Raw genomic sequence first — 23,200 nt, forward strand, 5'->3', positions numbered from 1 at the left:
GTCGGGGCTCAGACCCGGGAACGCACGGGAGCGAACGCGCGGCGCAGGACGCGGCCGTTGTACTGCATGGCCGTGATGGTCGAGGGGTTGTCACTCGCACGCAGGAAGCGGCCGTCGAAGGACATGTCGCCGAGGTCCCTCACCGTCACGGAGAAGTCCAGGTTCGCGCAGGCGACGAGAGGTCCGGAGAAGCCGTTGGAGAGGGTGAACCACAGGGCTCCGTCCTCGTGGCGGGTGACCTCGACGGCGAGGTCCCCATTGGCGTAGTGCCCGGTGACCTCCGCGCCCGTCTCCTGGGAGCGGATCACCGGTGCGCGCTGCCGGTAGTGGCCCACGTCCAGACCGAGTTCGCCCAGTCCTGGCACCAGGGCCTCCCACAGCTGGATCCCGGTGGTGCCGTTGGTGGTCAGGGCCACCGCGACGCGGCCCACGGGGTCGACGCGCAGGTTGCAGGTCCCGCCGTCGAGGGTGCCGTCGTGGCCGTACCAGAAGCGGTCCGCCGCCAGGTGGAGGGCCCAACCCGCACCCCAGCCGTCGGCCAGGCCGAAGGGGTCGGCCGAGGGGACGGCGCGGCCCATCTCGTTGAGGACCGCGGTGTCCGCGATGTCGCTGTCCAGTACCGCGTCGTCCGGGGTCATGAAGGCGCGGGCGAAGTCGACAAGTGTGGTCGCGCTTCCGCCCAGGCCGCCGGCGGGGGCCATCTCGGATTCGATGTGGAAGTCCACCGGTTCGGCGCGGCCGGAGCCGGTGTCCACGGCGTGTCCGCTGACCAGGCCGCCCGATGCCCTGGGGGCACGCGCGTCGTACACGAAGGCGAGGTCGAGGCCGGTGGGCAGGGCCAGGTAGGACTCCAGGGTCTCCCACCAGTCCTGGCCGGTGACGGCTTCCACGAGGTGGGCCGCCAGGGCGTATCCGCTGTTGGAGTAGGAGAAGGCACTCTCGGGGGCGCCCACGGGCTCGCTCCGCAGGAGGGAAGCCGCGTAGTGGCGCAGGGGTTCGGTGCGGGCCGGATCCGCTTCGTGGTCGGAGACGAGTCCGGCCGTGTGGCTGAGGAGTTGGCGAGGGGTGGTGGCGTGCGCCGGGTGGCCGACGGGCAGGCCACGGAGGTTCAGGTAGCCGGTCAGGGGCGCGTCGAGGTCGAGGTCACCGTCCTCCACCAGCTGCATGATCAGGGCGGCGGTGAAGATCTTGGACACCGAACCGTAGGCGAACCGGGAGGCGGGCGTCACCGGCCGTCTCGATCCCGTGTGCTCGACCCCCTCCGCCAGCTCGTACAGGGCGCCCTCCCGGTAGACCGACAGCTGGGCCCCGGGTACGGAATGCTCGCGAACCAGACCGCTGAACAGGTCAGACAGATCGTTTTCCAAGGCCAACTCCTAAGAATAAAAGCTTTAAGCACTTACAAGTTGAGTCAAGATCAACAACGAGGACTCCCCTGCAGAACTCCAGCAGCGCAAACTGATACTTACCCATACCCCCACCCCATGGCAAGCCATACGGCTAAGACCTTAAGTTCACACGAGAAAATTTCCCCAAGGAAGCGCCCACCCCCATGCAGACAACGACACAGACCCGCTGAACAGCAAAAACGAACCTCTCCCAACGCCGACCAAGGCAAGGAGAAAACCCTCTGCACACCGCCCCACCTCGCAGAACCACATCCGCGCGCACTTCCCGAACAAACAGCAGCACAAAGGCAAACAGGAAGTAAAGATCATTGAGCACCGCAACCAACCTCGACAGACCACACAGGGTCACATTTCGAGAGAGTAGCGCAAGGGCAGGAAATGGCCACAACCGGCCATTTAAATGAAAATTATTCAGAATATGAAGCACGACACACGAAAAAGGGTGAGAGAAATTCTCTCACCCTTTGCTTACTCTTGGGTCAACGGGAACTCGGGGTCCCCCGGCCGACCTGGACCTGCGGACCGGCGCTCACCTGCGGTGACGGAAGTGGTCCACGATCAGCAGAACGATACACAGCACGGTCACCAGACCGAACCCCAGACTGATCAGCGCGCTGAACCCGCTCAGCGAGGTGACGGCGTTACCCGCGGCCCCGAGAATGAGCAGCGTCCACAGCACGCCCCGAATCGCCGTACGCCGCCCCCTGGGGGCGGCATCGTTTCGACGTCCCTGGCCGGCAGGGCTGCCCGAGAACCTGTAGGGGTCGGTCATGTCATGTTCTCCCGATGCTTTCGGCCGCGCGGACGGACGAGAACAACCGTCATGACGACCCGTGGGTTGGGCACGCTCACCAGCCTAGGATCGCGCCCGCGCCGACAGCCATCCCGCAGCCTGCCGGCCCCGGGTACAGCAGGCTGTACCTCCCGGCCGCCGTTGCCCTGTGGCCCGAAACCGCGACCGGACGCCCGGGTAGGGTTCTGCTGTGCCCCAGCCGGAGACGAACACGCCCCCCGCCCCCCTGAACACACCCCCCGGCCCAGCGACCGGGTCCGCTCCGACCACACCCCTGCGGGACCTCACCGTGACCGGTCTCCACAACATGTTTCTCAGCCTGGAGCGGCTCTCGGGAGGCCTGCTGACCGGGTTGGCCGCGCTGTTCACCCTGTTCTTCCTGGCCGCCGTCGCCCTGGCCTCCCTCGCCGGGGTCGGCCTGCTCCTCGTCCCCGCCGCCCTGCGCCTGCTGCGTACAGTGGCCAACTGGGAGCGGGAGCGGCTCCTGCGCTGGGGAGTCGAGATCATTCACTCCTACTGCGAGGAAGTGCCGCGCAGCCCCCTCCGAGCGCTGGGCTCGCTCCAGCACGACGTTCAGGTCCGGCGCAATGCCCTGTGGCTGGTGTGCCACTCCGTCCTCGGCCTGCCGCTCGGCCTGTTCGGGGTCCTGCTCCCGATCATCGCCGTCCGCGACATCACCTTTCCCCTGTGGTGGCACCTGCTGCCCCCGAACACCGCAGGCGCCTCGGTGGGCCTTCCGGTGCACAGCTGGCCCGCCGCCCTGGCCGTGGGCTTCCTGGGCCTGGCCTGGTGCGCCATCATGTTCGGTCTGAGCCCCGCGCTGGCCCGCCTCCAGGGTCTGCCCGGCAAACGGCTGCTCGGTTCCCGCTCCCAGACCGTCCTCACCGAGCGCATCCACCACCTCACCGCGACACGGGCCGCGGCGCTCCAGGCGCACACGACCGAGCTGCGCCGGATCGAGAGGTCCCTGCACGACGGCACGCAGAACCGACTGGTCGCCGTCACGATCCTGCTGGGGACGGCGCGACGAGTCGTGCGCACCCGTCCCGAACGGGCCGACGAGGCCCTGGAGCAGGCACAGGCCGCTGCCGAGGACGCCCTGGCCGAGATGCGCGGACTGATCCGGACCATCCTGCCGCCGGTGCTGGAGAAGCGGGGTCTGGAGGGCGCGCTCAACGCGCTCGCCGGCGGCTGCTCGGTGCCCTGTGCCGTAGCGGTTCGGGGTCTGGACCGGTACGCCTCCAGCATCGAGGCCACGGCCTACTTCGTCGTGGCCGAGGCCATCACCAACATCACCCGGCACAGCGGGGCCACCCGCGCTCGCGTCAGCGTCACCGGAAGGGAAGACAGGTTGCACATCGAAGTCCACGACGACGGTCGCGGTGGGGCCCAGGAGGGCGTCGGCACGGGGCTGGCCGGAATCCGCACACGGGTCGAGGCGCACGACGGGTCGCTGATCGTGACCAGCCCGGTCGGCGGACCGACCCACCTGCACGCGGAGCTGCCGTGCGCATCATGATCGCCGAGGACGACATGCTCCTCAGGGAAGGGCTCGCCGCGCTGCTCCGGGGGGAGGGGTTCGAGATCGCCGCCGCGGTCGGCGATCCCGACGCCCTGATCAGCGCCGTGACCGAGCAGGCCCCGGACCTGGCCATCATGGACGTGCGGATGCCGCCCACCCACACCGACGAGGGGATCAGGGCGGCGATCCGCATCCGAGAGCTCCACCCCGGGCTGCCGGTGCTGGTGCTCTCCGCCTACATCGAGCAGTCCTTCGCCAGCGACCTGATGGCCGTGAGCGCCTCGGGCATCGGCTACCTGCTCAAGGAACGGGTCGGCCGGGTCGACCAGTTCCTGAAGGCCCTGCACCGGGTGGCCGAGGGCCAGGCCGTGATCGACCCCGAGGTGGTCACGCAGCTGTTCGTGCACCAGAAGGCCGACGAGGCTCTCAGCAAGCTCAGCCCGCGCGAACGCGACGTGCTGGCGCTCATGGCCGAGGGCCTGGGCAACACGGCCATCGCGAAGCAGCTGTTCGTGACCGAAGGGGCGGTACACAAGCACATCCGCAGCATCTTCGGCAAGCTCGGCCTGTCCCCCGACGACAGGTCGGACCGGCGCGTGGCGGCCGTGCTGCGTTACCTCGACTCCAACCGCACCTGAACCGGCCCGCCGACAGGCGAGCGCTCGGCGACGAGCGGGACCACCCGTCCGAGTCGCCCTGACGAACAATGGCTCACGGGTACATAAAGCTGACCCATGACTCGATCGTCCGCGGTTTTTCGGATCCTCCCCGGATACGGCCACAGCGGGGATGGTCGGCGGGAAAAGCGATGCAGTACCGGCTTTCAGGGAGGCGACGCTGATCGCGTTCCCCTCCGGCCTCTGTTCACGGAGAGGATTCGGCTTCTCCGCACGAAGGTGCGCAGGCGTTGGACGTGATGTGGAGGTTCAGGGGTCCGGCGGCCATGTTGCGCGGCCCTCGACGAACACGCTGGGTACCCATAGGCGATAGCTCTCCAGGCGACGAGGCTACGTGGTGTAGGTGTCGCCTGGGGAGTTGTCCCAGGTCAGGCAAAGTGAGAGCCAGCGAGGGGACTTGAACCCCTAACCTATCGCTTACAAGGCGATTGCTCTGCCAATTGAGCTACGCTGGCCGACCGCCGAGGTCGAAGCCTCGGTACGTCCACGGAGAATCGTACCGGTTCCGGTGCCGAGGGGCCTACTCGGCACCGGTGACCAGGTTACTCGGCCTCGGCTCCGCGGCGGCGCGCGACCTCGTAGAGGGACACACCGGCGGCGACGGAGGCGTTCAGGGACTCGGCGCCGCTGATCGGGATGCTCGCGACCACGTCGCAGACCTCGCGGACCAGGCGGGACAGGCCCTTGCCCTCGGAGCCCACCACGATCACCAGCGGGCCGGTGGCCAGCTCGAGCTGGGGCAGCTGGGTGTCGCCCCCGGCGTCCAGGCCGGCGACGAACAGCCCGGCCTTCTTGTAGCCCTCCAGGGCGCGGGTCAGGTTGGTGGCCTGGGCGACGGGCAGCTTGGCCAGGGTTCCGGCGGAGGTCTTCCACGCGGACATGGTCACGCTGGCGGTGCGCCGCTCCGGGATGAGCAGGCCGTGCGCGCCGAAGGCCGCGGCCGAACGCGCGATGGCGCCCAGGTTGTGCGGGTCGGTGACCCCGTCCAGGGCGACGATCAGCGGCGGGGTGTCCGAGGCCAGCGCCTTGTCGAGCAGGCCCTCGGCCGCCCAGTACTGGTACGGGCGGACCTGCAGGACGATGCCCTGGTGGGTGGCCCCGGGAAGGCCGTTGCTCTCGCAGCGGCGGTCCAGGTCGGTGCGGTTGACCTCGACCACGTCCACGCCCTGGGCGCCGGCGAGCTTGGCGGCCTCGTTGACGCGGTCGTCGGGGTCGAGGCTGTTGGCCAGGAACAGGCGGGTCGCGGGCATGCCCGCGCGCAGCGCCTCGACGACCGGGTTGCGGCCGATCAGCAGGTCGGAGTTGTCCGGCCGGTTGGGCGAGCGGTCCTTGCGGGGGCTGTCCGAGGCACCCTCGGGCCCACCGGTCTGGGTGGCGCGCTTGTTGGCCTTGTGCCGCTGCTTGCCGTCGTACCAGTGGCGCTCGGACGCGGGCAGGGTGCCGCTCTTGGGCTCCAGGGAACGACGGTTCTTACCGCCACTGCCCTTCGTGGGGCCCTTCTTGTTCTTCTTCGCCGGCATGGTCGCCGCCTCCCGTTACGTCTTGCGAGCATGCCGGAAGAACTCTTCCGGCCGATGGGGTAGCCGCGACGCCGATGGGCGGCGGCAAACTCCCAGCCTAATGCCGACGCGCTACCACACGCGTCGGTATGCGTTCGGGGCCGGGCCGGGAAACCCCCCGGTCCCGGCCCCGATCAGAACCCGTGTCGAACCCTCAGCCGTGGCGCAGGTCCCAGCGGGGTCCCTGCGGGGTGTCCTCCACCACCACACCGGCCTCGGCCAGCTGGTCGCGGATGGCGTCCGCGGCGGCGTAGTCCTTGCGCCCGCGCGCGGCCTGGCGCTGTTCGAGGGCGACCGCCACGAGGGCGTCCACGACCTCGGAAAGACCCTGGTCACCGCCGCCGGACCACTGCTCGCCGAGCGGGTCCAGACCCAGCACGCCGAGCATGGTGCGCAGTTCGGAGGCGAGTTCCTGGGCCCGCTCCTTGGCACCGGAGCCCAGTGCGGTGTTGCCCTCGCGCACGTGCCCGTGGACGACCGCGAGCGCCTGCGAGACACCGAGGTCGTCGTTGAGCGCCTCGGCGAACTCGGCGGGGACGCCGGCGGCCGGGGTGACCGTGCCCAGCACCTCGACGGCCCGGGTGAGGAAGCCCTCGATGCGCTGGTAGGCGGTCGCGGCCTCCTGGAGGGCGGCCTCGGAGTAGTCGATGGTGGACCGGTAGTGGGCCTGGCCGAGGTAGTAGCGCAGCTCCACCGGGCGGACCTTCTCGACCATCTCCGGGATCCGCATCGAGTTGCCGAGCGACTTGGCCATCTTCTCGCCGCCGACCTTCAACATGCCGTTGTGCAGCCAGTACTGGGCGAAGCCGTCGCCCGCGGCGCGCGACTGCGCCTGCTCGTTCTCGTGGTGCGGGAAGATCAGGTCGAGTCCGCCGCCGTGGATGTCGAAGCTGGGACCCAGGTACTTGGTGGCCATGGCGGAGCACTCCAGGTGCCAGCCCGGTCGGCCGCGCCCCCACGGGGTTTCCCAGCTGGGCTCGCCGGGCTTGGCGCCCTTCCACAGGGCGAAGTCGCGCGGGTCGCGCTTGTCCCGGTCCGGGTCGGAGTCGGAGGACTCCACGACCTGGTCCAGGCGCTGGTTGGAGAGCTCGCCGTAGGCGGGGTGCGAGCGCACGTCGAAGTAGACGTCACCCGAACCGTCGTCGGCCGCGTAGGCGTGCCCGGCGTCGATGAGCCGCCGCATGAGCTCGATCATCTCCGGCACGTGGCCCGTGGCGCGCGGCTCGACGGTGGGCGGCAGGCAGCCCAGGGTGTCGTAGGCCCAGGTGAAGGCGCGCTGGTTGCGCTCGCTCACCTGCCACCACGGCACACCCTCGTCGGCGGCGACCCTGATGATCTTGTCGTCGATGTCCGTGACGTTGCGGCAGAACGTGACCTCGTATCCGAGGTGGGTCAGCCAACGGCGCAGGATGTCGAAGTTGACCCCCGACCTGATGTGGCCGATGTGGGGCGGTGCCTGCACCGTGGCACCACACAGGTACAGGGAGGCACACCCCTCACGGATCGGGGTGAAGTCTCGGACCTGTCGGGCACTGGTGTCGTAGAAGCGCAGACTCACGTTGTCAAGACTATCCGCTTTCCCTTCGCACGGACGTCACAAACCAGTGACTGCCATCAGCTTCGACGCGCTCCGGACAGCACAGAGAACTCATATGGGATGAGCCGTATTGGGTTCACCCGCATGTGAGATGACCCGACATTCCGGGCCGGCCTCGGCGGAGGATCGGCCGACACCCTCCGCCAACCACGACAGAGCACCCCAGAACGCCCTTGGACAACGGCGTCGGGAAGCAGCCGGAATCGGCCGGAATCTCGTGTTAGCGGCACCGGCTCGACTACGCTGCGATGACGATGGCCCCTTTCAACAACGCCCCCGAGACAGGGACACGGAACGGTCGGACCGCGGGTCGCGGCGCGGGAGCCGGAGCTCTCGTCGGTGGCGCCGTGTTCGTCAGTGTCATCGCCCTGTGCGCCCTTGTCATTGCCTACAACGGCATCTACCGGTTCGCCCTGCTCGTGCACGAGGAAGGCACCTTCCTCGCACACGTCTTCCCGGTGACCTTCACCCTGCTGGTCCTCATGGCCTTCTGGGTGAGCTACGTGCTCCGCGCCGCGCCACCGGGGGAACGCCTCTGGGTGGACGTCGTCCTCATCCCCCTGCTGATCCTCGCCGCGGCGGTGCCGATGGTGCTGAACAGCATGGGGCTGGTCGAGTCCCTCGGCGCGAACCAGCCGAGGATCGTCCAGGTGGTGGTGGCGGTCGCACCGCTGGCCGCCCTGCTGGTGGCCTTCCTGCTGTGGATGGCCGTGCGCGCGCACATCCGCAGGCGCGGCAACGGTGCGCGTCCCCGTCCGAAGCCCTCCGACGACCGCGCCACCGTGCTGCGCAGCCGCCCCGGGACACAGGTGGACGAGGCGCGGGTGCGGGAGGCGCACGAACCGGAGGCACTCAAGACCCGTCTGCTGCGGCTGGGTTCCGAGGAGGCCGACAGGAACGACGAAGACGCTGAGCCGGCCGCCGACCGGGGCGAGGTCCTCTCGGAGGCCCGGGCGGAGGCGGAGGGCACCACCCCGGACACCGCGGACAGCCGGGACGGGGAGGACACCCTCCCCGAGGCGGCCCCGCTGCCCACCCGCACCTCCACCCTGCGCCGCGACCGCGCGGAGCAGAGGGAGAAGGAGCGCCTCGAACGCGAGGAGCGCGAACGGACCGCGCGGGAACGCGAGGCCCGGGAGCGCGAGGAGCGGGAAGAGCTCGAAAGGCGTGCGCGCGAGGATCGTGAGGAGCTCGAGAGGGCCGAACGCGAAGGTGCGGAGGAGGACCTCGCCGAGACCGGTTCGGTGGGCCGCCTCGCCGCCTGGTACGGAAGGGACGGCGCGGCGGACGAGGCCGACGCCGTGTACCCGGCGGGCCCGGAGGACCCGACCGAACCGATCCCCGCCACGGACCGGTCCGAGGCGGAGGCGGAGGCCGGGGAGCCGGACGACCTGGCCGAGGCGTCCGTGCCCACCCTGCCCCTCCCCCGCCGGGCCCGGGGCAGTGGCAATCCGATCAAGCGGGCGGCAGCCGAGCCGCCGGTGGTACCCGGCGCCGCCGCCCCCGCACCGGAGCCGAACGCGGCCGCCGGGGCCGAGGACACCGCCTGGGACGACGCCGGGGCCGAACAGGCCGTGGTGGTTCCGGAACAGCCGGCCGACGAGGGCTTCGAACACGACTCCCCGATCGCCGACCCGAGCACGGACGAGGCGGAGGCGCCGGTTCCCGCCCCGGTCGCCGCCGACCCCTCTCCCCGGCCCGGGTTCGATCCGGAACGCGCACCCGAGCCGGCGTCCGAGCCCGGACAGGCCGCCGTCGAGGCGTTCGACGACACCGACCCCTTCGACGACACCGTCGAGCTGTGGCCCCCGGAGGAGGCCGGGGCCGACCCGCTGCCCGAGGTCGAGGACCTGCCCAGGGCGGGGGAGAGCGAGGCCGCTCCCGAGTCCGGGACCGCACCCGAACCGACCCCCGGGCCGGCGGCCGGGGACCTGTGGGAACCGCCCTCCGACGACGCGGGCACCTCCTCCCTGGCCGACTACGTGCCGCCGGTGTGGACCCCACCTGAGGACGACTCCCCCGCCGAACCCGCCCCCCTGGTGGGGATGGCGACCGAGTCCGCCGAGGACACCGCCCCGGCCCTGGACCACGACACCGGTCCCGAGGTGCGCGCTGCCTTCCACCTCGGCTCGGTCCCGCCCGGCGCCGCACGTCCCGAACCGGAGCCGGAGCCGGTGGCTCGGTACGAACCCGAGCCGGAGCCGGTGGCTCGGTACGAACCGGAGCCCGAGCCGGTGGCTCGGTACGAGCCGGAGCCCGAAGCCGAACCGGAGCCCGAGCCCGAAGCCGAGCAGGTGACGGAGCGGATGACGCGTCCCGCGCCCGGGTCGGGAGAGCCGTTGCGGAAGCGCCCGATGGTCCTGAAGCCGAAGCGCCCGCCCCTGCCGGACTTCGCCTCCGGCCCGCCCTCCCGGCGGGTCCGCAGCGAGCCGCTGCGCCCGGACGAGCGCTGAACCCGGGCGGACACCGGACGCACGGCCTCGGCCCCGGAACCCCGCGGGTTCCGGGGCCGACCTGTTTCCGGGGGTGTTGCCCGGCCCGGGCCGGGAGCGGGTTTCGGCCCGCTGGCCTGGCGCAGTGTCACGGACCGGATACCGACTACGGGGCCACCGGCCACGCGAAGGCCGACCACCCGGGGTCCTGGCCACGGAGCCCGGTCACCCGGGACTCGGCCGGAGGGGCCTCAGGGAGCCTCAGGCGACCCCAGACGCACAGAAGCGGCCCCGCTTGGCGCGGGGCCGCTTCAGTTGCGTACGTCAGTCCCTGGGCGCGCAGAGCGCCGTGGCGACGGCCGCGATGCCCTCACCGCGGCCGGTGAGGCCCAGGCCGTCGGTGGTGGTGGCCGAGAGGCTCACCGGCGCACCCACGACCTCGGAGAGCGTCTTCTCCGCCTCGTCGCGCCGGGGAGCGAACTTGGGTCGGTTGCTGATGATCTGGACGGCCACGTTGCCGATCTCGAAACCGGCCGCGTGCACGCGCGCGACGGTCTCGGTGAGAAGCGCGGCGCCGGAGGCGCCCTTCCACCGTGGATCGGAGGTGCCGAAGTTCGAACCGAGGTCGCCGAGTCCGCAGGCGGACAGCAGGGCGTCGCACGCCGCGTGGGCGGCGACATCACCATCGGAATGGCCGCTGACACCGTCTTCTCCCGGCCATTCCAAACCGGCGAGAAAAAGTGTTCGTCCAGGAGAAAACGGGTGGACGTCGGTTCCGACGCCCACCCGAGGCATTTTCGTCATGAATTACGTGATTCCGCGACTTGTTATCAGCTCGTCAGAACCTCGTCGAGGAGGGCTTCCGCCTTGTCCTCGTTGGTCTTTTCCGCGAGTGCGAGTTCGCTGACGAGAATCTGCCGCGCCTTGGCGAGCATCCTCTTCTCGCCCGCCGACAGACCGCGCTCCTTGTCCCGGCGCCACAGGTCCCGAACCACCTCGGCGACCTTGTTGACGTCACCGGACGCCAACTTCTCCAGGTTCGCCTTGTAGCGCCTGGACCAGTTGGTGGGCTCTTCGGTGTGAGGCGCACGCAGCACCTCGAAGACCTTGTCCAGGCCCTCCTGCCCCACCACGTCACGAACGCCGACATCCTCGGCGTTCGCAGCCGGCACGCGCACCGTCAGATCGCCTTTGTCAACCCTCAGAACGAGATAGGTTCTGTCCTCGCCCTTAATGGTGCGAGTCTCGATCGCTTCAATACGAGCAGCCCCATGATGGGGGTAGACAACAGTGTCGCCGACCTTGAAAGTCATGTGACAGGTACCCCTTCCGCTACCACAAGGATACCATGAATCTGTGACTTAACGTACCTATCAGGTTTACGAACACGCAGGTCAGACCACACTTTTTAGGGCTTGACAAAGTGTACCCGAGGAGTACCGGACAGCCGGTCGGAGCGGCCCCGGAAGCCCTCCACCCCCGCTGGCCAGCCGAAGTGCGGCCGCGGAGCGGCCCGGTTCAGGGTAGGGTGCACCCCCGCCCGACCACCCTCCGCGAGGGCTCGTAGCGATATAGGTCACGTTTTCGGATCGGGTTGACCAACCCGTGACCCGTCCGGATCTCCGGCCCCGGCCAACCCGTCCGCACCCGCCGAGCGCTCCCCGGACGCACCCGGCCGCGCCCCGGCCGGACCGGGCCGCGTCCGGACGGGCCGGGGGTCAGCTCTCGGGCTCGTAATCCTCACGCTTCTCGCCCGTCACCATGTAGACCAAGTTGTCCGCGACGTGCACCGCGTGGTCACCGAAGCGTTCGTAGAACCGACCCACCAGGGTCACATCCATGGTGGCCTCCACCCCGTACTCCCACCCCGGGGCGAGGATGCGCTGCAGCAGCTTGCGCCGCAGCCGGTCCATCTTGTCGTCGTCCTTGTCCAGTTCCAGGGCGGTGTCCGGGTCCCGTTCCAGGATCACCTCGCCGGCCTTGGTGACCAGCAGCTCGGCCTGGTGGCCCATCTCCAGGACGATGGAGCGGACCGGTTTGGGGATCGCCGAGTCCGGGTGGCGGCGCCGGGCGATCTTCGCCAGGTGAACGGCGTGGTCACCCATCCGCTCCAGGTCACCGCGCATCGCCAGGGAGGTGATGATGGTCCGCAGGTCCGAGGCGACCGGCTGCTGCCGGGCCATCAGGCTGAAGGCGGTGTCCTCGATCTCCTGGTCGAGGCTGTTGAGCTCCTCGTCACCCGAGATCACCTCCTGGGCAGCGTTCAGGTCGCTGTCCAGCAGAGCGGTGGTGGCACGCGCGACGGCGTGTCTGGCGAGCCTGGTCATCTCGACGAGGCGTTCGCTCAGGCTGTCAAGGTCCTCGTGATACGTATCGCGCATGGCGTCAATGCTCCCAGTCTGTGTTTGAAGAATCGGCCAAGAATTGGTGAACGATGGAAGAACCTCGGTTGTGTCGCGTGCCCTGACCGGGTAAAGCCCCAGTCCGCACGTTTACGATCGAACCGTGCAAGGGGAACTTCTCGCCGCCGTTGTCGGCATCATCGGGCTCGTTGTGGGCGTCGCCATCGGCGTCGTCGCCGCCAGCCCTCTCTTCCGTACGCGAACCACACGCGAGGAGCCACCGTCACCACGACACGACGGAAACACCCTCCCGCCCGGGATCGCCGAGGTCCTGTCCGCGCTGCCCTCCTCCGCCGTGGTCCTGGACTCCGGTGACAGGGTGCTGCGCGCCTCCTCCGCGGCCCGGGCCTTCGGCATCGTCCGAGGAGAGGAACTGGTCATAGGCGAACTCCTCACGCTGGCCCGCAAGGTCCGGCGCGACGGAGTGATCCGCGAGACCGACATCGAGGTGGCCGTTCGCAAGTTCGGCCCCGACGCCACGTCCTTCGCCGTGCGGGTCGCCCCGCTGGGCGGCACCGGCCTGGTGCTGGTGCTCGCGGAGGACCAGACCGAACACCGCCGGGTGGAGGCCGTCCGCCGCGACTTCGTGGCCAACATCTCGCACGAACTCAAGACTCCGGTGGGTGCGCTGTCCCTGTTGGCGGAGACCGTACAGGATGCCAGTGACGACCCCGAGGCGGTGCGCCGCTTCACCGGGCGCATGCAGACCGAGGCCTCCCGGCTCACGGCGGTCATCCAGGACCTCATCACGCTCTCCCGCATCCAGGGTGCCGAGCCCATCGCCGAACCCGCCCCGGTGGACCTGGAGTCGGTCGTCGAGGAGGCGATCGACACGGTGCGCATGCCGGCCGACGCCAAGGGGATCGAGCTGGTCGGAAGCGGCGCCGAGGGACTGACGGTGCTGGGCGACGAGGCGATGCTGGGGACCGCCCTGCGCAACCTCATCGCCAACGCCGTCGCCTACAGTCCGAAGAACACGCGGGTCGCGGTGTCCGTCGGGATCTCGCGGACCAGCGTGGACGTCAGTGTCGCCGACCAGGGGATCGGAATCCCCCAGCAGGACCTGGAAAGGATCTTCGAGCGGTTCTACCGTGTGGACGCCGCTCGGAGCCGGGCCACCGGTGGTACCGGACTGGGCCTGGCCATCGTCAAGCACATCATGACCCACCACCGTGGAGAAGTGACCGTGTGGAGCAAGGAGGGGTCGGGGTCGACGTTCACACTGCGTCTGCCCAGACCCGAGAACCGGGAGCTCGACGCGTCCCGGAACGACAACCACCAGGAGACGGCACAGTGACGCGCGTACTCGTAGTAGAGGACGAGGAGTCCTACAGCGACGCCCTGTCGTACATGCTGCGCAAGGAGGGCTTCGAGGTCGCGGTGGCCCCCACCGGGACCGTCGCTCTGGAGACCTTCGACCGGACCGGCGCCGACCTGGTGCTGCTGGACCTGATGCTGCCGGGGCTGTCGGGCACCGAGGTGTGCCGGACGCTGCGGCAGAAGTCCAACGTCCCCGTGATCATGCTCACCGCCAAGGACTCCGAGATCGACAAGGTCGTCGGTCTGGAACTGGGCGCCGACGACTACGTGACCAAGCCGTTCTCCTCCCGTGAGCTGGTGGCGCGCATCCGCGCGGTGCTGCGCCGCCGGGGCGAGGACGAGGTCGTGCTGCCCGCCGCACTGGAAGCCGGTCCCGTCCGGATGGACGTGGAGCGGCACGTGGTGACGGTGCGCGGCGACAACGTGCAGCTTCCGCTGAAGGAGTTCGAGCTGCTGGAGGTGCTCCTGCGCAACGCCGGGCGGGTGCTCACCCGGATGCAGCTGATCGACCGCGTGTGGGGCGCCGACTACGTCGGTGACACCAAGACCCTCGACGTGCACGTCAAGCGGCTGCGCGCGAAGATCGAGGAGGACCCGAGCAGTCCCAGGTACATCGTCACGGTGCGCGGTCTGGGCTACAAGTTCGAGCCGGTCACCGTCGAGGTGGAGTAGGGCAGAGGCAGGGCACGGGAGATCATCCCCCTGCCGATTCCTTCCTCATCCCGGCGCTCCTTCGAGTTCCGACGAGTTCCAACCTCCCGTGTCCCGGGTGGCGGCCGTGCCGCTCCCGGGACGCCGTGTTCTCCGAGCCGCTGCCGCCGCTTCGGCGCCCGGCCCCGGCCGACCCCCCTGCCCGGCGCTCCCCTCTCCCGGCAGGTCTCCCCTCTCCCTTCCGGCCCCTTCCCTGGTCAGCCCCCGGCGTGCCGTTCCACCGCGCGGGCCAGGACCTCGCAGGCGCGCCTGAGCTCCGTGCGGCCCGCCGACCCGTAGCCGATGACCAACCCGTGCACCGTCGGGGCGCCGTGGCTGGTGCGGCTGGTGTCCTCCACCAGGACCCCCTCCTCGGCGGCAGCCGCGATCACGGGCGCCACCGCCTCCTCGGGCAGGGACAGCAGGACGTGCAGTCCAGCGGTGTCCCCGCCGATCCGGGGACCGAGGTGTTCCACGATCAGGGCGCGGCGGCGGGCGTACTCCAGGCGCATCCGGCGCAGGTGCCGGTCCAGGTCCCCGCGTTCGAGCAGCAGGGCCGTGGCGGCCTGGACGGGGCCGCTGGTGCGGTCGGACAGCTCGGCGCGGACGCGGGCCAGCCGGTGCAGCAGGTCGGGTTCGGCGACGATCCAACCGATGCCGAGGTCGGGGTCCAGGGTCTTGGAGAGGGTGCCGAGCAGGACGACGCGTTCGGGGTCGAGCCCGTACAGGGCGGGCAGGGGCGCGACGTCGTAGCGGAACTCGGCGTCGTAGTCGTCCTCGACCACCAGGGCGCCGGTCCTGCGCGCCCAGGCGAGGAGGCGTTCGCGGCGGGGCAGGGGCAGGCGTCCGCCCAGCGGGTACTGGTGGGCGGGTGTGGTGTAGACGACGGAGAGGTCCTCGGGCAGGTCCCCGGGGCGGATGCCGTCGTGGTCGACGGGGCAGGGGACGATCTCGGCGCCCCGCGCGGCCAGGATGGTGCGGGCCTTGCCGTAGCCGGGCTCCTCCACTCCGGCGCGGACGCGGGCGCCGGGGGCCGCCTCCGCCCCGGTCATGGCGCCGACCAGGTCGAGGCCGTTGCCGGTGCCCCGGGTGACCAGGACGTTCTCCGGTCCCACCCGGACGCCGCGGGTGCGGCGCAGGTGTTCGGCGAGCAGGGCGCGCAGCCCGGGCAGGCCCCGGGGGTCGGGGTCGTCCGAGGGCGGGTGTTCGGCGGCGTGCCGCCAGGCGCGGCGCAGGGCGGCGCGGTCGTGGTCGCGGACCCAGGGGGCTCCGGGCAGGAGGTTGACGGTGCCGGAGCGGCGGAGCTCCTCCCGTGAGGGCCGGTCCCGGAGGCGCTCGGTCCGCGGCGCGCTCCCGGTCCGCGCTCCCTGCGGTCCCTGCCCGCTCGGCCGCGGCAGGGGTTCGTGTTCGGTGACGAAGGTGCCCGAGCCGTGGCGTCCGTCGAGCCAGCCCTCGGCGTAGAGCTGCTGGTAGGCGTCGGTGACGACGGTGCGGCTCACTCCGAGCTGGGTGGCCAGGGTGCGGCTGGAGGGCAGCCGTTCACCGGCGCGGAGCGCCCCGGAGGACATGGCCTCGCGCAGTGCGCCGGAGAGCTGTGCGGTGAGCGGGGTGGGGTCGGAGCGGTCGAGGCGGACCGGGGGTTCGGCGAGGCGTCGGGGCAAAGTGGTCTTTCACTTCCTGCCTGAAGTGGCCATGGTTCGGGTATCCACTTCTCCCTACGGTAGACGCATGCTCTCCACCACAGAACGCACGCGGCTCCGCCGTGCCAAGCACAAGGCCGGGACCGACCGCGCCGAGCTCCACGACCTCCTCGACGAAGGGCTGGTCTGCCACCTCGGCGTGGTCGTGGACGGCTCGCCCCGGGTGCTGCCCACCGGGTACGGCCGGATCGGCGACACCCTCTACCTGCACGGCTCGACCGGCGCGCGCTCCCTCCAGGCGGGGGGCGAGGTGTGCGTGACGGTGACGCTGCTGGACGGGATCGTGATGGCCCGCTCGGGCTTCCACCACTCCGTGAACCACCGCTCCGCGATGGTGTTCGGGACCCCGCGCCTGGTCACCGACGAGCAGGAGCGCTGGGACGGGCTGCGCGCGATCACCGAGCAGCTCGCCCCCGGCCAGTGGGACGCGGTCCGTCCGCCGAACGCCAAGGAGATGGCGGCGACCCGGGTGCTGGCGCTGTCGCTGGAGGAGGCGTCGGTGAAGGTCCGTACGGGACCGCCCAACGACGAGGAGTCGGACCACGCCACCCCGGTCTGGGCGGGCGTGCAGCCGGTCCGTACGGTGTTCGACCCCCCGGTCACCGACCCGGCCCTGATCCACGACCTCCCCGCCCCCGAGCACGTCCTGGCCCGAGTGACCGGCGGCTGAACCGGACCGCTACGATCCTCCACGGCACGCCGGGAACCGATTCGGCGCGATCCCGCCCCCGGGCCCGTTGGAGGAACGAGATACGTGCGTACGCCGCCATGGTTCAGCGGACTGCGAGAGGCGCGGTTCAGTCCGCAATCCCGATCCTGGGCCGGGCTGGGTTCGCTGCTGACCGGCCTGGTGCTCCTGGTGGCCGCCGAGTTCGCCCCCGGGCTCTCCGGGGGCGGTAGCGGCCCACTGTGGTGGGTCCTGTGGGGCCTGCTGCTGCTGTTGGGACTGACCTGGCTCCCCCTGGCGCGTGCGAGCGCCGGGGAACGGGAGGAAGCCCGGCTGCCGCTCCTCGTGGCTGCCCTGGTACTCGTCCTCTGCTCCGTCCTGGTGTTCCAGAACTACCCTTCGGCCTACTTCGGCGGTGAGCCCGGCGCGGACGCCGAGGGTGCGGCGGAGGCTGGGGCGGACTACGCGTCGGTGCTGCGCCTGCTGGGGCTGGTCGCCGTCGCCCTCGGTGCGGCGACCACGATGTTCGCGGGGGTCCCCGAGCGGCTCCGCTCCGGGCGGGAGACCCTGGTCGCGGCCCTGGGCCCGCTGCTCGTGTTCGTCCTGATCGCCGGGTACCTCGCTACCGAGGGACCGCGCGACAGCGTCAGCCATCGGACCGCGCACGCCCCCGAGGCGGCCGCCGTTCCCGGGTCGGACAACCTGTACGGCCACGGGGGCGTCGCGTGGCTGTGGGAGCACCCCCAGCCGGGTTCCCGCGAGGCATTCCACTCGGCGGTGACACCCACCGGATTCCTGGTCATGGACCGGCGGGGCGTGTTCGCCCTGGACCCGGCCACCGGCAAGGAGGTGTGGCGGTTCCGCTCCGCCGATCCCGTCATGCGGGCGGCCGCCACACCGGACGGCGAGTCCGTGGTGGTCCTGCGCCCGCTGCGGCGGCTGGACGGTTCCCTCCGCGACCGCCTCAGCCTGCTGGACAGCGCGACCGGGCAGGTGATCGCCGATTACGACTTCGACGAGCCCGGAAACCGCCCTGAGGAGGATTCCGGGTCCTCGTACTCCCGGGGCCGGGACCCCCTCAACGGCGCACCGCACCTGACCGACTCGTCGGTCCTCTCGGTTCCCCGGGAGAAGAGCGAGGCCCCCCTCGTCGCGTACGACCTCACCACGGGCGAGGAGCTGTGGACGCGTGAACCCGAGGACGGCTGCCTGGCGGGCACCGGCCGACAGGCGGTGACCACCGCCACCACCGGCATCATGGTCGTGGAAGCGTGCGGTTCGGATCGGGAGGACCACGTCACCTTCCTCGACGAGGCCACCGGCGAGTCCAGGGGTGAGCTCGAACTGCCTTCCGGGGTGGGGCACCTGGCGGTCGCCCCGGACGGCTCCGTCGCGGTGATCAGTCACCAGAGCCAGGATCGCGGCTCTCCCGGGCCCGACGCGGTGGCCGTGGATCCGGCCGACGGAACGGTGTTCGCCGAAGGGCTCCCCGGGGATCACACCTGGTCCGGCGGGCTGAACCAGCGCGAGACCCTGAGCACGGTCACTCCCGCCGCCGGCGGCCACCTGCTGTGGACGGAGATCGACGAACGCGGCGGACTGGCCTACCGGGACGCGCCCGCGACCGGCGGTACCGGGGTGCCGCTGAAAGCCGGCAGGGGTGCCCGGGGCAACGCCGTGGGGCCGGTCACCGTGTCCGAGGCGCTGGTCGTCGGCTCGGTCAGCGGCGGCAACAAGCGCGGCCGGTGGGACACCACGGTGAACCCTGAGGTCATCCTCATGGGGCGGAAGGGGCAGGGGCCCGTGCGGGTGGCCATCGAGGACGAGGTGTCCACGTACGCGAACGGCAGCGCCACCGGGATCGAGGCGCACATCGCCCCCGGCGGCGTCGTGATCACCGGTTTCGGCACCGGCAGGCAGGACCACGCCCACGTCATCGGGCTGGGATCGACGCCGGAGGACCTCTGACTCCGGGTCGTCAGACCTCGACGATCACGGTGAACGGGCCCTCGTTGGTCAGGCCGACGGACATCTGGGCGCCGAACACCCCCGTGGCCACCTCCGCGCCCTGGTCGCGCAGCTCCTTGACGACGGCGTCCACGAGGGGTTCGGCGACGGGGCCGGGGGCGGCCGCCTGCCAGGTGGGGCGGCGGCCCTTGCGCGCGTCGCCGTAGAGGGTGAACTGGCTGACCACCAGGACCGGGGCGCCGATGTCCGAGCAGGACTTCTCGTCCTCCAGGACGCGCAGCGTCCACAGTTTCCTGGCGACCTTGCGGGCCTCCTCCTCGGTGTCGGTGTGCGTGACCCCCACCAGGGCCATCAGGCCGGGGCGGGTGATCTCGCCGACCACCTCGCCGTCCACCGTCACCGAAGCGTGCGACACCCTCTGCACGACCGCGCGCATGGGCTCCCCCTGTCTTTCCCGAACTCTCCGCCCCTGGTGCGGGGCGTTCCTACCTCGATCGTTGCAGCTGGTTGAGCAGGCGCACGCGGCGGGTGTTGGAGATCAGTCCGGTGAGGGTGACCGCGAACGTGCTGATGGAGTCCGCGAAGTCCTCGATCCGCCACTCGCGCGGGCCGGTGTACCAGGCCAGGCCGTCCCCGGTGAGCTCCTCGGGGGTGAGGTCGGCGATCGCGGCGGCGGCCAGGACGTTGGCCCAGCGGTCGACGTCGTCGAAGATCACGGCGTAGGGCAGGTAGCGCGAGTACAGCTCCACCCGCTGGCCCGGCGGGGCGTTCTGGGCCCGTCGGCTGAGCAGGTAGTCGCGGAAACCCACGGTGTGCGCGAAGACGGAGCTGCCGAGCTTGGTCTTGGCGGGCATGTACTGGGCGCCGGCGGTGACGGCGGCGCCGGCGATGATCACGGCCAGACCGGTGAAGGCGGCGGTGGTGAACACCGCGAGCAGCCCGGTCAGGAGCACTCCGGCGGCGGTGAGCGCCATGCCCGCGACCGTCCAGGTGCTGCGCACCCGGTGGGGCGAGCGGGAGAACCACTTGAGCCGGACCATGTCGCGGTACAGCTCCTCGCGGACCCGGTCGATGCGGGCCGGGAAGTCCGCGGAGCGGCGCGGCGAGCCGAGTTCGGAGAGGCGCACGGTGCGTTTCTCGCCGAAGAGGGCGTTCAGCAGGAGCCACTCGTAGGAGAGCAGGGTCTCCCCCGGCGGGGCGTCGAGGCGCACCAGCCGCCAGTCCACCGAGGTGAAGCGTTCGTGCGGAAGCTCCTCCACACGAATGTGGCCGCGTACGGCCAGGTCCATGACGGCTCCGGTGAGGTCGGTGATGTCGACCGTCTCGTTGACGAGCGTCCCGATCTGTCCGGGGTGGACCCCGTCGGGCGGGGCGAAGCGCACGCGCCCGTGCTCGCCGGAGGCCACCGGGGCGTGGTCGCCCTCGGCCGCCTCCCTGCGCAGCGCGCGTTCGTCGCGGCCCCGGATGCGGATGAGCGCCACGAGGCCGCCCACCAGGACCAGCAGCAGAACCCCGAACACGCTCGCGGTGGCGGGAGTCACCTGGAAGGCGGAGGCCAGCGACCAGCGGCGGGTCAGGATGGGTTCGCCGGCGGCGGTGTCGGGCGGGTAGTTGACGACGATGTCCAGCCGGTCGCTGGGCGTCATGTCGGCCTGGAGGAAGTGTGCGACGACCGCGTCGCCGCCCATGTCGGAGGCGGTGCAGTACATGGCGCTGCGGGGCTCGCCGGCCAGGCAGGACAGGGCTTCGGGCGGCAGCGGCGCGGTGACGGTGACGTCGGTGGAGCGGACGGTGTGGCTGTAGGCGCCCACGGCCCGCCACTCCAGCTGGACGCCCTGGGCGACCTCGCTGACGGTGCCGCTGACCCGGTAGCTGAGTTTCACGCCCCGGGTGCCCTCGGTGGGGATGTGCACCAGGAGGGCGCCGTCGGTCTCCTCGACCTCGATCTGGAGGGTGGAGCCGTCGGAGTCGACCGCCGAGACGCCGTTGATGTCGAACCGGCGGTCGTGGTCGGTGTCGTAGAGCATCGTGGAGGTGAGGGCCCGGGTGAAGCTCTCCGGGGCGGCCCCCTCGAAACGGAGGGTCTCCTCACCATGGAGGACGCCCAGTTGGTCCAGTTCCAGGCTGATCTCGTTGGTGATGAGCGTGTCCGTGGTGGAACGGTGGGCGATGACCGCCGGTTCCTGCCCCGGTACTGTGGTTGCCGGTGCGGCCGCCGTCGCCGCGTGCGCCTCTCCTCCCGGCCACGCCACGGCGACCGCTGCGACCAGCGAGGAGTACACGAGCAGGGCCGTCGCCAACGCGACGGCCGGGCGCCAGGAGCCGACCCACCACATGACGCGAGAGCCTATCCGGTCCGTACACGGACCGTGTCCATCGGGCGCCCCCTGGGGCGGTCCCGTTCGCTCGGCGTGCGGAGGTGCGGTCGCGTGCTGAGGGAACGGTGGACGGGTCCGGAGTCGGACCCCTGGGCGGAGCGCCCGGGTTTCCTCCAGCGGATGGGGCTGGGTGTCTCGTTGTCCCTGGGGACGGGTCTGGCCGCGGTCGGGTTCACGGGGTTCCTGGCGTTCTCGGCGATGCTGCCGTCGACCCAGCCGGCGTGGGGTGAGCCGCTGGGGCCGGACCCCACGCAGGTGCTGGCCGCGGACAGCACCGCGCCGGCGGACACCGGACCGGCGAAGATCGAGGACCCGTTCGGGCAGAACCCGGTGTACGCCAACGGCGAGCTGGGCGAGGTCACCTGCGCACCGCCGAAGATGGACACCGAGGATCCGGAGTCGGTGGAGGCGTTCGTGCACTCGATCGCCGACTGCCTGGACACCGCCTGGAGCGAGTACTTCGAGGAGGCGGGGATCCCCTTCACCTCTCCCAACCGCGTGTACTGGTACGCCGAGGGGCACAGCCCGTGCGGGCCCTTCCCGAAGGAGGGCACGGCGGCCTTCTACTGCCAGGCCAACCAGGGCCTCTACCTGGGGGTGGAGGACATCGTGGCGGCGTCGGCGGGCAGTGAGGACGCCGAGGCGTACACGTTCCTGCTCAGCCACGAGTACGGACACCACGTCCAGGGGCAGTCGCGGATCCTGGCCGAGTTCCACGCCCTGAGGGCCAACGCCGACGAGGAGACCGCGAACGAGCTGACGCGGCGCAACGAGCTCCAGGCCAACTGCCTGGGCGGGGTGTTCGTCGGCGCCTCTGGGGAGTCCCTCGGTTACGGGGAGTCGGAGCGGACGAATATCCTCGACTCCGTCGGGCGCCGCTCCGACCACGCGGGCACGAGCACGCACGGTTCGGTGGAGAACGGTCGTCTGTGGACCGCGCACGGGCTGGACCGTGTGGACCCGGCGGCCTGCAACACCTGGGAAGCCCGCGAGGAGCTGGTGCGGTGAGCGGTGACCACGGCCTCGGCGGCTTCGGCGGCCCCGGTGCCCCCGCGCCCGGTGGTCCGGGCTCCACCGGTTCCGGTCCGGGCTCACGGTTGTCGCACTCCCGTAGGGCCCACCGGACCAACCGGCGGGTGTTCGGTGCGTTCTGCGGCCTCCTGGTGGCCCTGCTGGCGCTGTCGTTGCTCTCCTGGACCACCGTCAGCGACGGTGGCTCCACCGCGGACACGGCGTCCGGGCAGGCGGACGGGGCGGGGGACGACAAACCCGGCCAGAACCTGGTCGACGACACTCCCTCCGGCCAGTTGGGGCTGCCCGGGCGCACCCTGCCCGACCGGCCCTCCGGACACACCGCACTGGTCTCGAACCCGCTGTACGACACCGGGCGGCTGAGCCCGCTGCCGTGCCCGGTGCCCGAGCTGGACGTGGACGACCCCGGCTCCATGGAGCAGTTCCTGCACCTGGTGGCCGACTGCCTGGACGACGCGTGGAAGACGCAGTTCGACCGGGCGGGCATCCCCTTCGCACCTCCGGACCGGGTGTTCTGGAGCGAACCCGGGGTGAGCCCCTGCCGCGCCTACCCCTCCCCCGCCGGAGCGTTCTACTGCCGGGCGAGCGGCGCTGTCTACATCGGCACCTCGGACGTGGTGGAGAAGTGGAACGGCTCGCAGGACAGCGTGGTGTACGCCTCCCTGCTGGCACACGAGTACGGGCACCACGTCCAGGGCGAGTCCGGGTTGCTGGAGTACTACCACGAGCAGCGTCAGCTGGAGGAGGACGACGCCGGCCGCAACACCTGGACGCGCCGCAGCGAGCTCCAGGCCAACTGCCTGGCCGGTGCGTTCCTGGGGTCGGTGCGGGTGAGTTATCCGCTGACGGACGGGGACCTGTCCGCTCTGCTGGACGACGCCTCGGCCACCGCCGACCGCTCCGACAGCACCGAGGAGGAGCGCACGCACGGTTCCTCGGACAACAGCGTGTGGTGGACGCGGGCCGGCTGGGACGAGCAGTCGCCGGGCGCCTGCAACACGTGGGACGTGGACGACGAGGACCTGGTCGCGTAACGGGGCCGGGACGTGTGCGG

General features: G+C 70.8%; 19 protein-coding genes and 1 tRNA gene. 9 read left to right on the forward strand and 11 right to left on the reverse strand.

The features are described from left to right. Positions 1-8 precede the first annotated feature (8 nt). Together D458_RS0105655 and D458_RS0105660 are read right to left on the reverse strand one after the other, a co-directional pair. The gene (locus D458_RS0105655; RefSeq protein WP_017585753.1) at positions 9-1,367 is read right to left on the reverse strand and encodes a serine hydrolase domain-containing protein; all 1,359 of its coding nucleotides are present in this window, start codon (positions 1,365-1,367) and stop codon (positions 9-11) included. Positions 1,368-1,938: 571 nt separating this feature from the next. Next, positions 1,939-2,181 (reverse strand): hypothetical protein, encoded by a 243-nt coding sequence (locus D458_RS0105660; protein WP_017585754.1) that lies wholly within the window; start codon positions 2,179-2,181, stop codon positions 1,939-1,941. A 310-nt stretch (positions 2,182-2,491) separates the two neighbouring features. Between D458_RS0105660 and D458_RS0105665 the strand changes: the two genes are divergently transcribed. After that, a complete protein-coding gene (locus D458_RS0105665) occupies positions 2,492-3,721 on the forward strand; it encodes a sensor histidine kinase (RefSeq protein WP_239647898.1) in 1,230 nt (409 codons plus the stop codon). Further along, positions 3,709-4,362 (forward strand): response regulator transcription factor, encoded by a 654-nt coding sequence (locus D458_RS0105670; RefSeq protein WP_017585756.1) that lies wholly within the window; start codon positions 3,709-3,711, stop codon positions 4,360-4,362. Before D458_RS0105665 ends, D458_RS0105670 begins: the two co-directional genes overlap by 13 nt. A gap of 421 nt (positions 4,363-4,783) precedes the next feature. Here the strand turns inward: D458_RS0105670 and D458_RS0105675 are convergent. The 3 genes from D458_RS0105675 to cysS form a co-directional block, all read right to left on the reverse strand. Then, positions 4,784-4,856, reverse strand: a tRNA-Thr gene (locus D458_RS0105675). A gap of 87 nt (positions 4,857-4,943) precedes the next feature. Continuing rightward, entirely contained in the window at positions 4,944-5,921 is a 978-nt protein-coding gene (gene rlmB, locus D458_RS0105680; RefSeq protein WP_017585757.1) for a 23S rRNA (guanosine(2251)-2'-O)-methyltransferase RlmB, read from the reverse strand. 193 nt (positions 5,922-6,114) lie between these two features. Further along, entirely contained in the window at positions 6,115-7,518 is a 1,404-nt protein-coding gene (gene cysS / locus D458_RS0105685) for a cysteine--tRNA ligase (RefSeq protein ID WP_017585758.1), read from the reverse strand. 386 nt (positions 7,519-7,904) lie between these two features. On the opposite strand from cysS, the gene D458_RS0105690 reads away from it, so the two are divergent. Beyond that, on the forward strand, positions 7,905-10,010 hold the full coding sequence (locus tag D458_RS0105690; RefSeq protein WP_051049601.1) for a hypothetical protein: 2,106 nt from the start codon (positions 7,905-7,907) through the stop codon (positions 10,008-10,010). A gap of 303 nt (positions 10,011-10,313) precedes the next feature. On the opposite strand, the gene ispF is transcribed toward D458_RS0105690, so the two are convergent. The 3 genes from ispF to phoU form a co-directional block, all read right to left on the reverse strand. After that, the gene (ispF, locus tag D458_RS0105695; RefSeq protein WP_193374597.1) at positions 10,314-10,784 is read right to left on the reverse strand and encodes a 2-C-methyl-D-erythritol 2,4-cyclodiphosphate synthase; all 471 of its coding nucleotides are present in this window, start codon (positions 10,782-10,784) and stop codon (positions 10,314-10,316) included. Positions 10,785-10,819: 35 nt separating this feature from the next. Continuing rightward, positions 10,820-11,302 (reverse strand): CarD family transcriptional regulator, encoded by a 483-nt coding sequence (locus D458_RS0105700; RefSeq protein ID WP_026116638.1) that lies wholly within the window; start codon positions 11,300-11,302, stop codon positions 10,820-10,822. A gap of 405 nt (positions 11,303-11,707) precedes the next feature. Beyond that, the gene (phoU, locus tag D458_RS0105705; RefSeq protein ID WP_017585761.1) at positions 11,708-12,370 is read right to left on the reverse strand and encodes a phosphate signaling complex protein PhoU; all 663 of its coding nucleotides are present in this window, start codon (positions 12,368-12,370) and stop codon (positions 11,708-11,710) included. 124 nt (positions 12,371-12,494) lie between these two features. Here phoU and D458_RS0105710 point away from each other — a divergent pair, with 124 nt between their 5' ends. Beyond that, positions 12,495-13,688, forward strand: a complete 1,194-nt coding sequence (locus D458_RS0105710; RefSeq protein WP_017585762.1) for a sensor histidine kinase — start codon at positions 12,495-12,497, stop codon at positions 13,686-13,688. After that, positions 13,685-14,383, forward strand: coding sequence for a response regulator transcription factor (locus D458_RS0105715; RefSeq protein ID WP_017585763.1), 699 nt, complete (start codon positions 13,685-13,687; stop codon positions 14,381-14,383). Before D458_RS0105710 ends, D458_RS0105715 begins: the two co-directional genes overlap by 4 nt. A gap of 236 nt (positions 14,384-14,619) precedes the next feature. Here D458_RS0105715 and pdxR read toward each other — a convergent pair whose 3' ends face one another. Next, a complete protein-coding gene (gene pdxR / locus D458_RS0105720; protein WP_017585764.1) occupies positions 14,620-16,062 on the reverse strand; it encodes a MocR-like pyridoxine biosynthesis transcription factor PdxR in 1,443 nt (480 codons plus the stop codon). 67 nt (positions 16,063-16,129) lie between these two features. Between pdxR and D458_RS0105725 the strand changes: the two genes are divergently transcribed. Beyond that, positions 16,130-16,771: a pyridoxamine 5'-phosphate oxidase family protein gene (locus D458_RS0105725; protein ID WP_017585765.1), complete on the forward strand. Its 642-nt coding sequence runs from the start codon at positions 16,130-16,132 to the stop codon at positions 16,769-16,771. Positions 16,772-16,855: 84 nt separating this feature from the next. Then, positions 16,856-18,736, forward strand: a complete 1,881-nt coding sequence (locus D458_RS0105730) for an outer membrane protein assembly factor BamB family protein (RefSeq protein ID WP_017585766.1) — start codon at positions 16,856-16,858, stop codon at positions 18,734-18,736. Positions 18,737-18,746: 10 nt separating this feature from the next. On the opposite strand, the gene dtd is transcribed toward D458_RS0105730, so the two are convergent. Beyond that, positions 18,747-19,172, reverse strand: coding sequence for a D-aminoacyl-tRNA deacylase (gene dtd, locus D458_RS0105735; RefSeq protein ID WP_017585767.1), 426 nt, complete (start codon positions 19,170-19,172; stop codon positions 18,747-18,749). Positions 19,173-19,221: 49 nt separating this feature from the next. Continuing rightward, positions 19,222-21,072 (reverse strand): DUF2207 domain-containing protein, encoded by a 1,851-nt coding sequence (locus tag D458_RS0105740; RefSeq protein WP_017585768.1) that lies wholly within the window; start codon positions 21,070-21,072, stop codon positions 19,222-19,224. A gap of 93 nt (positions 21,073-21,165) precedes the next feature. Between D458_RS0105740 and D458_RS0105745 the strand changes: the two genes are divergently transcribed. Further along, positions 21,166-22,122, forward strand: a complete 957-nt coding sequence (locus D458_RS0105745) for a neutral zinc metallopeptidase (protein WP_017585769.1) — start codon at positions 21,166-21,168, stop codon at positions 22,120-22,122. Between the two features lie 128 nt (positions 22,123-22,250). Beyond that, positions 22,251-23,180, forward strand: coding sequence for a neutral zinc metallopeptidase (locus tag D458_RS0105750; RefSeq protein ID WP_394296574.1), 930 nt, complete (start codon positions 22,251-22,253; stop codon positions 23,178-23,180). Positions 23,181-23,200: the final 20 nt, after the last annotated feature.

It is taken from the genome of Nocardiopsis ganjiahuensis DSM 45031, assembly GCF_000341085.1.
GTDB lineage: Bacteria > Actinomycetota > Actinomycetes > Streptosporangiales > Streptosporangiaceae > Nocardiopsis > Nocardiopsis ganjiahuensis.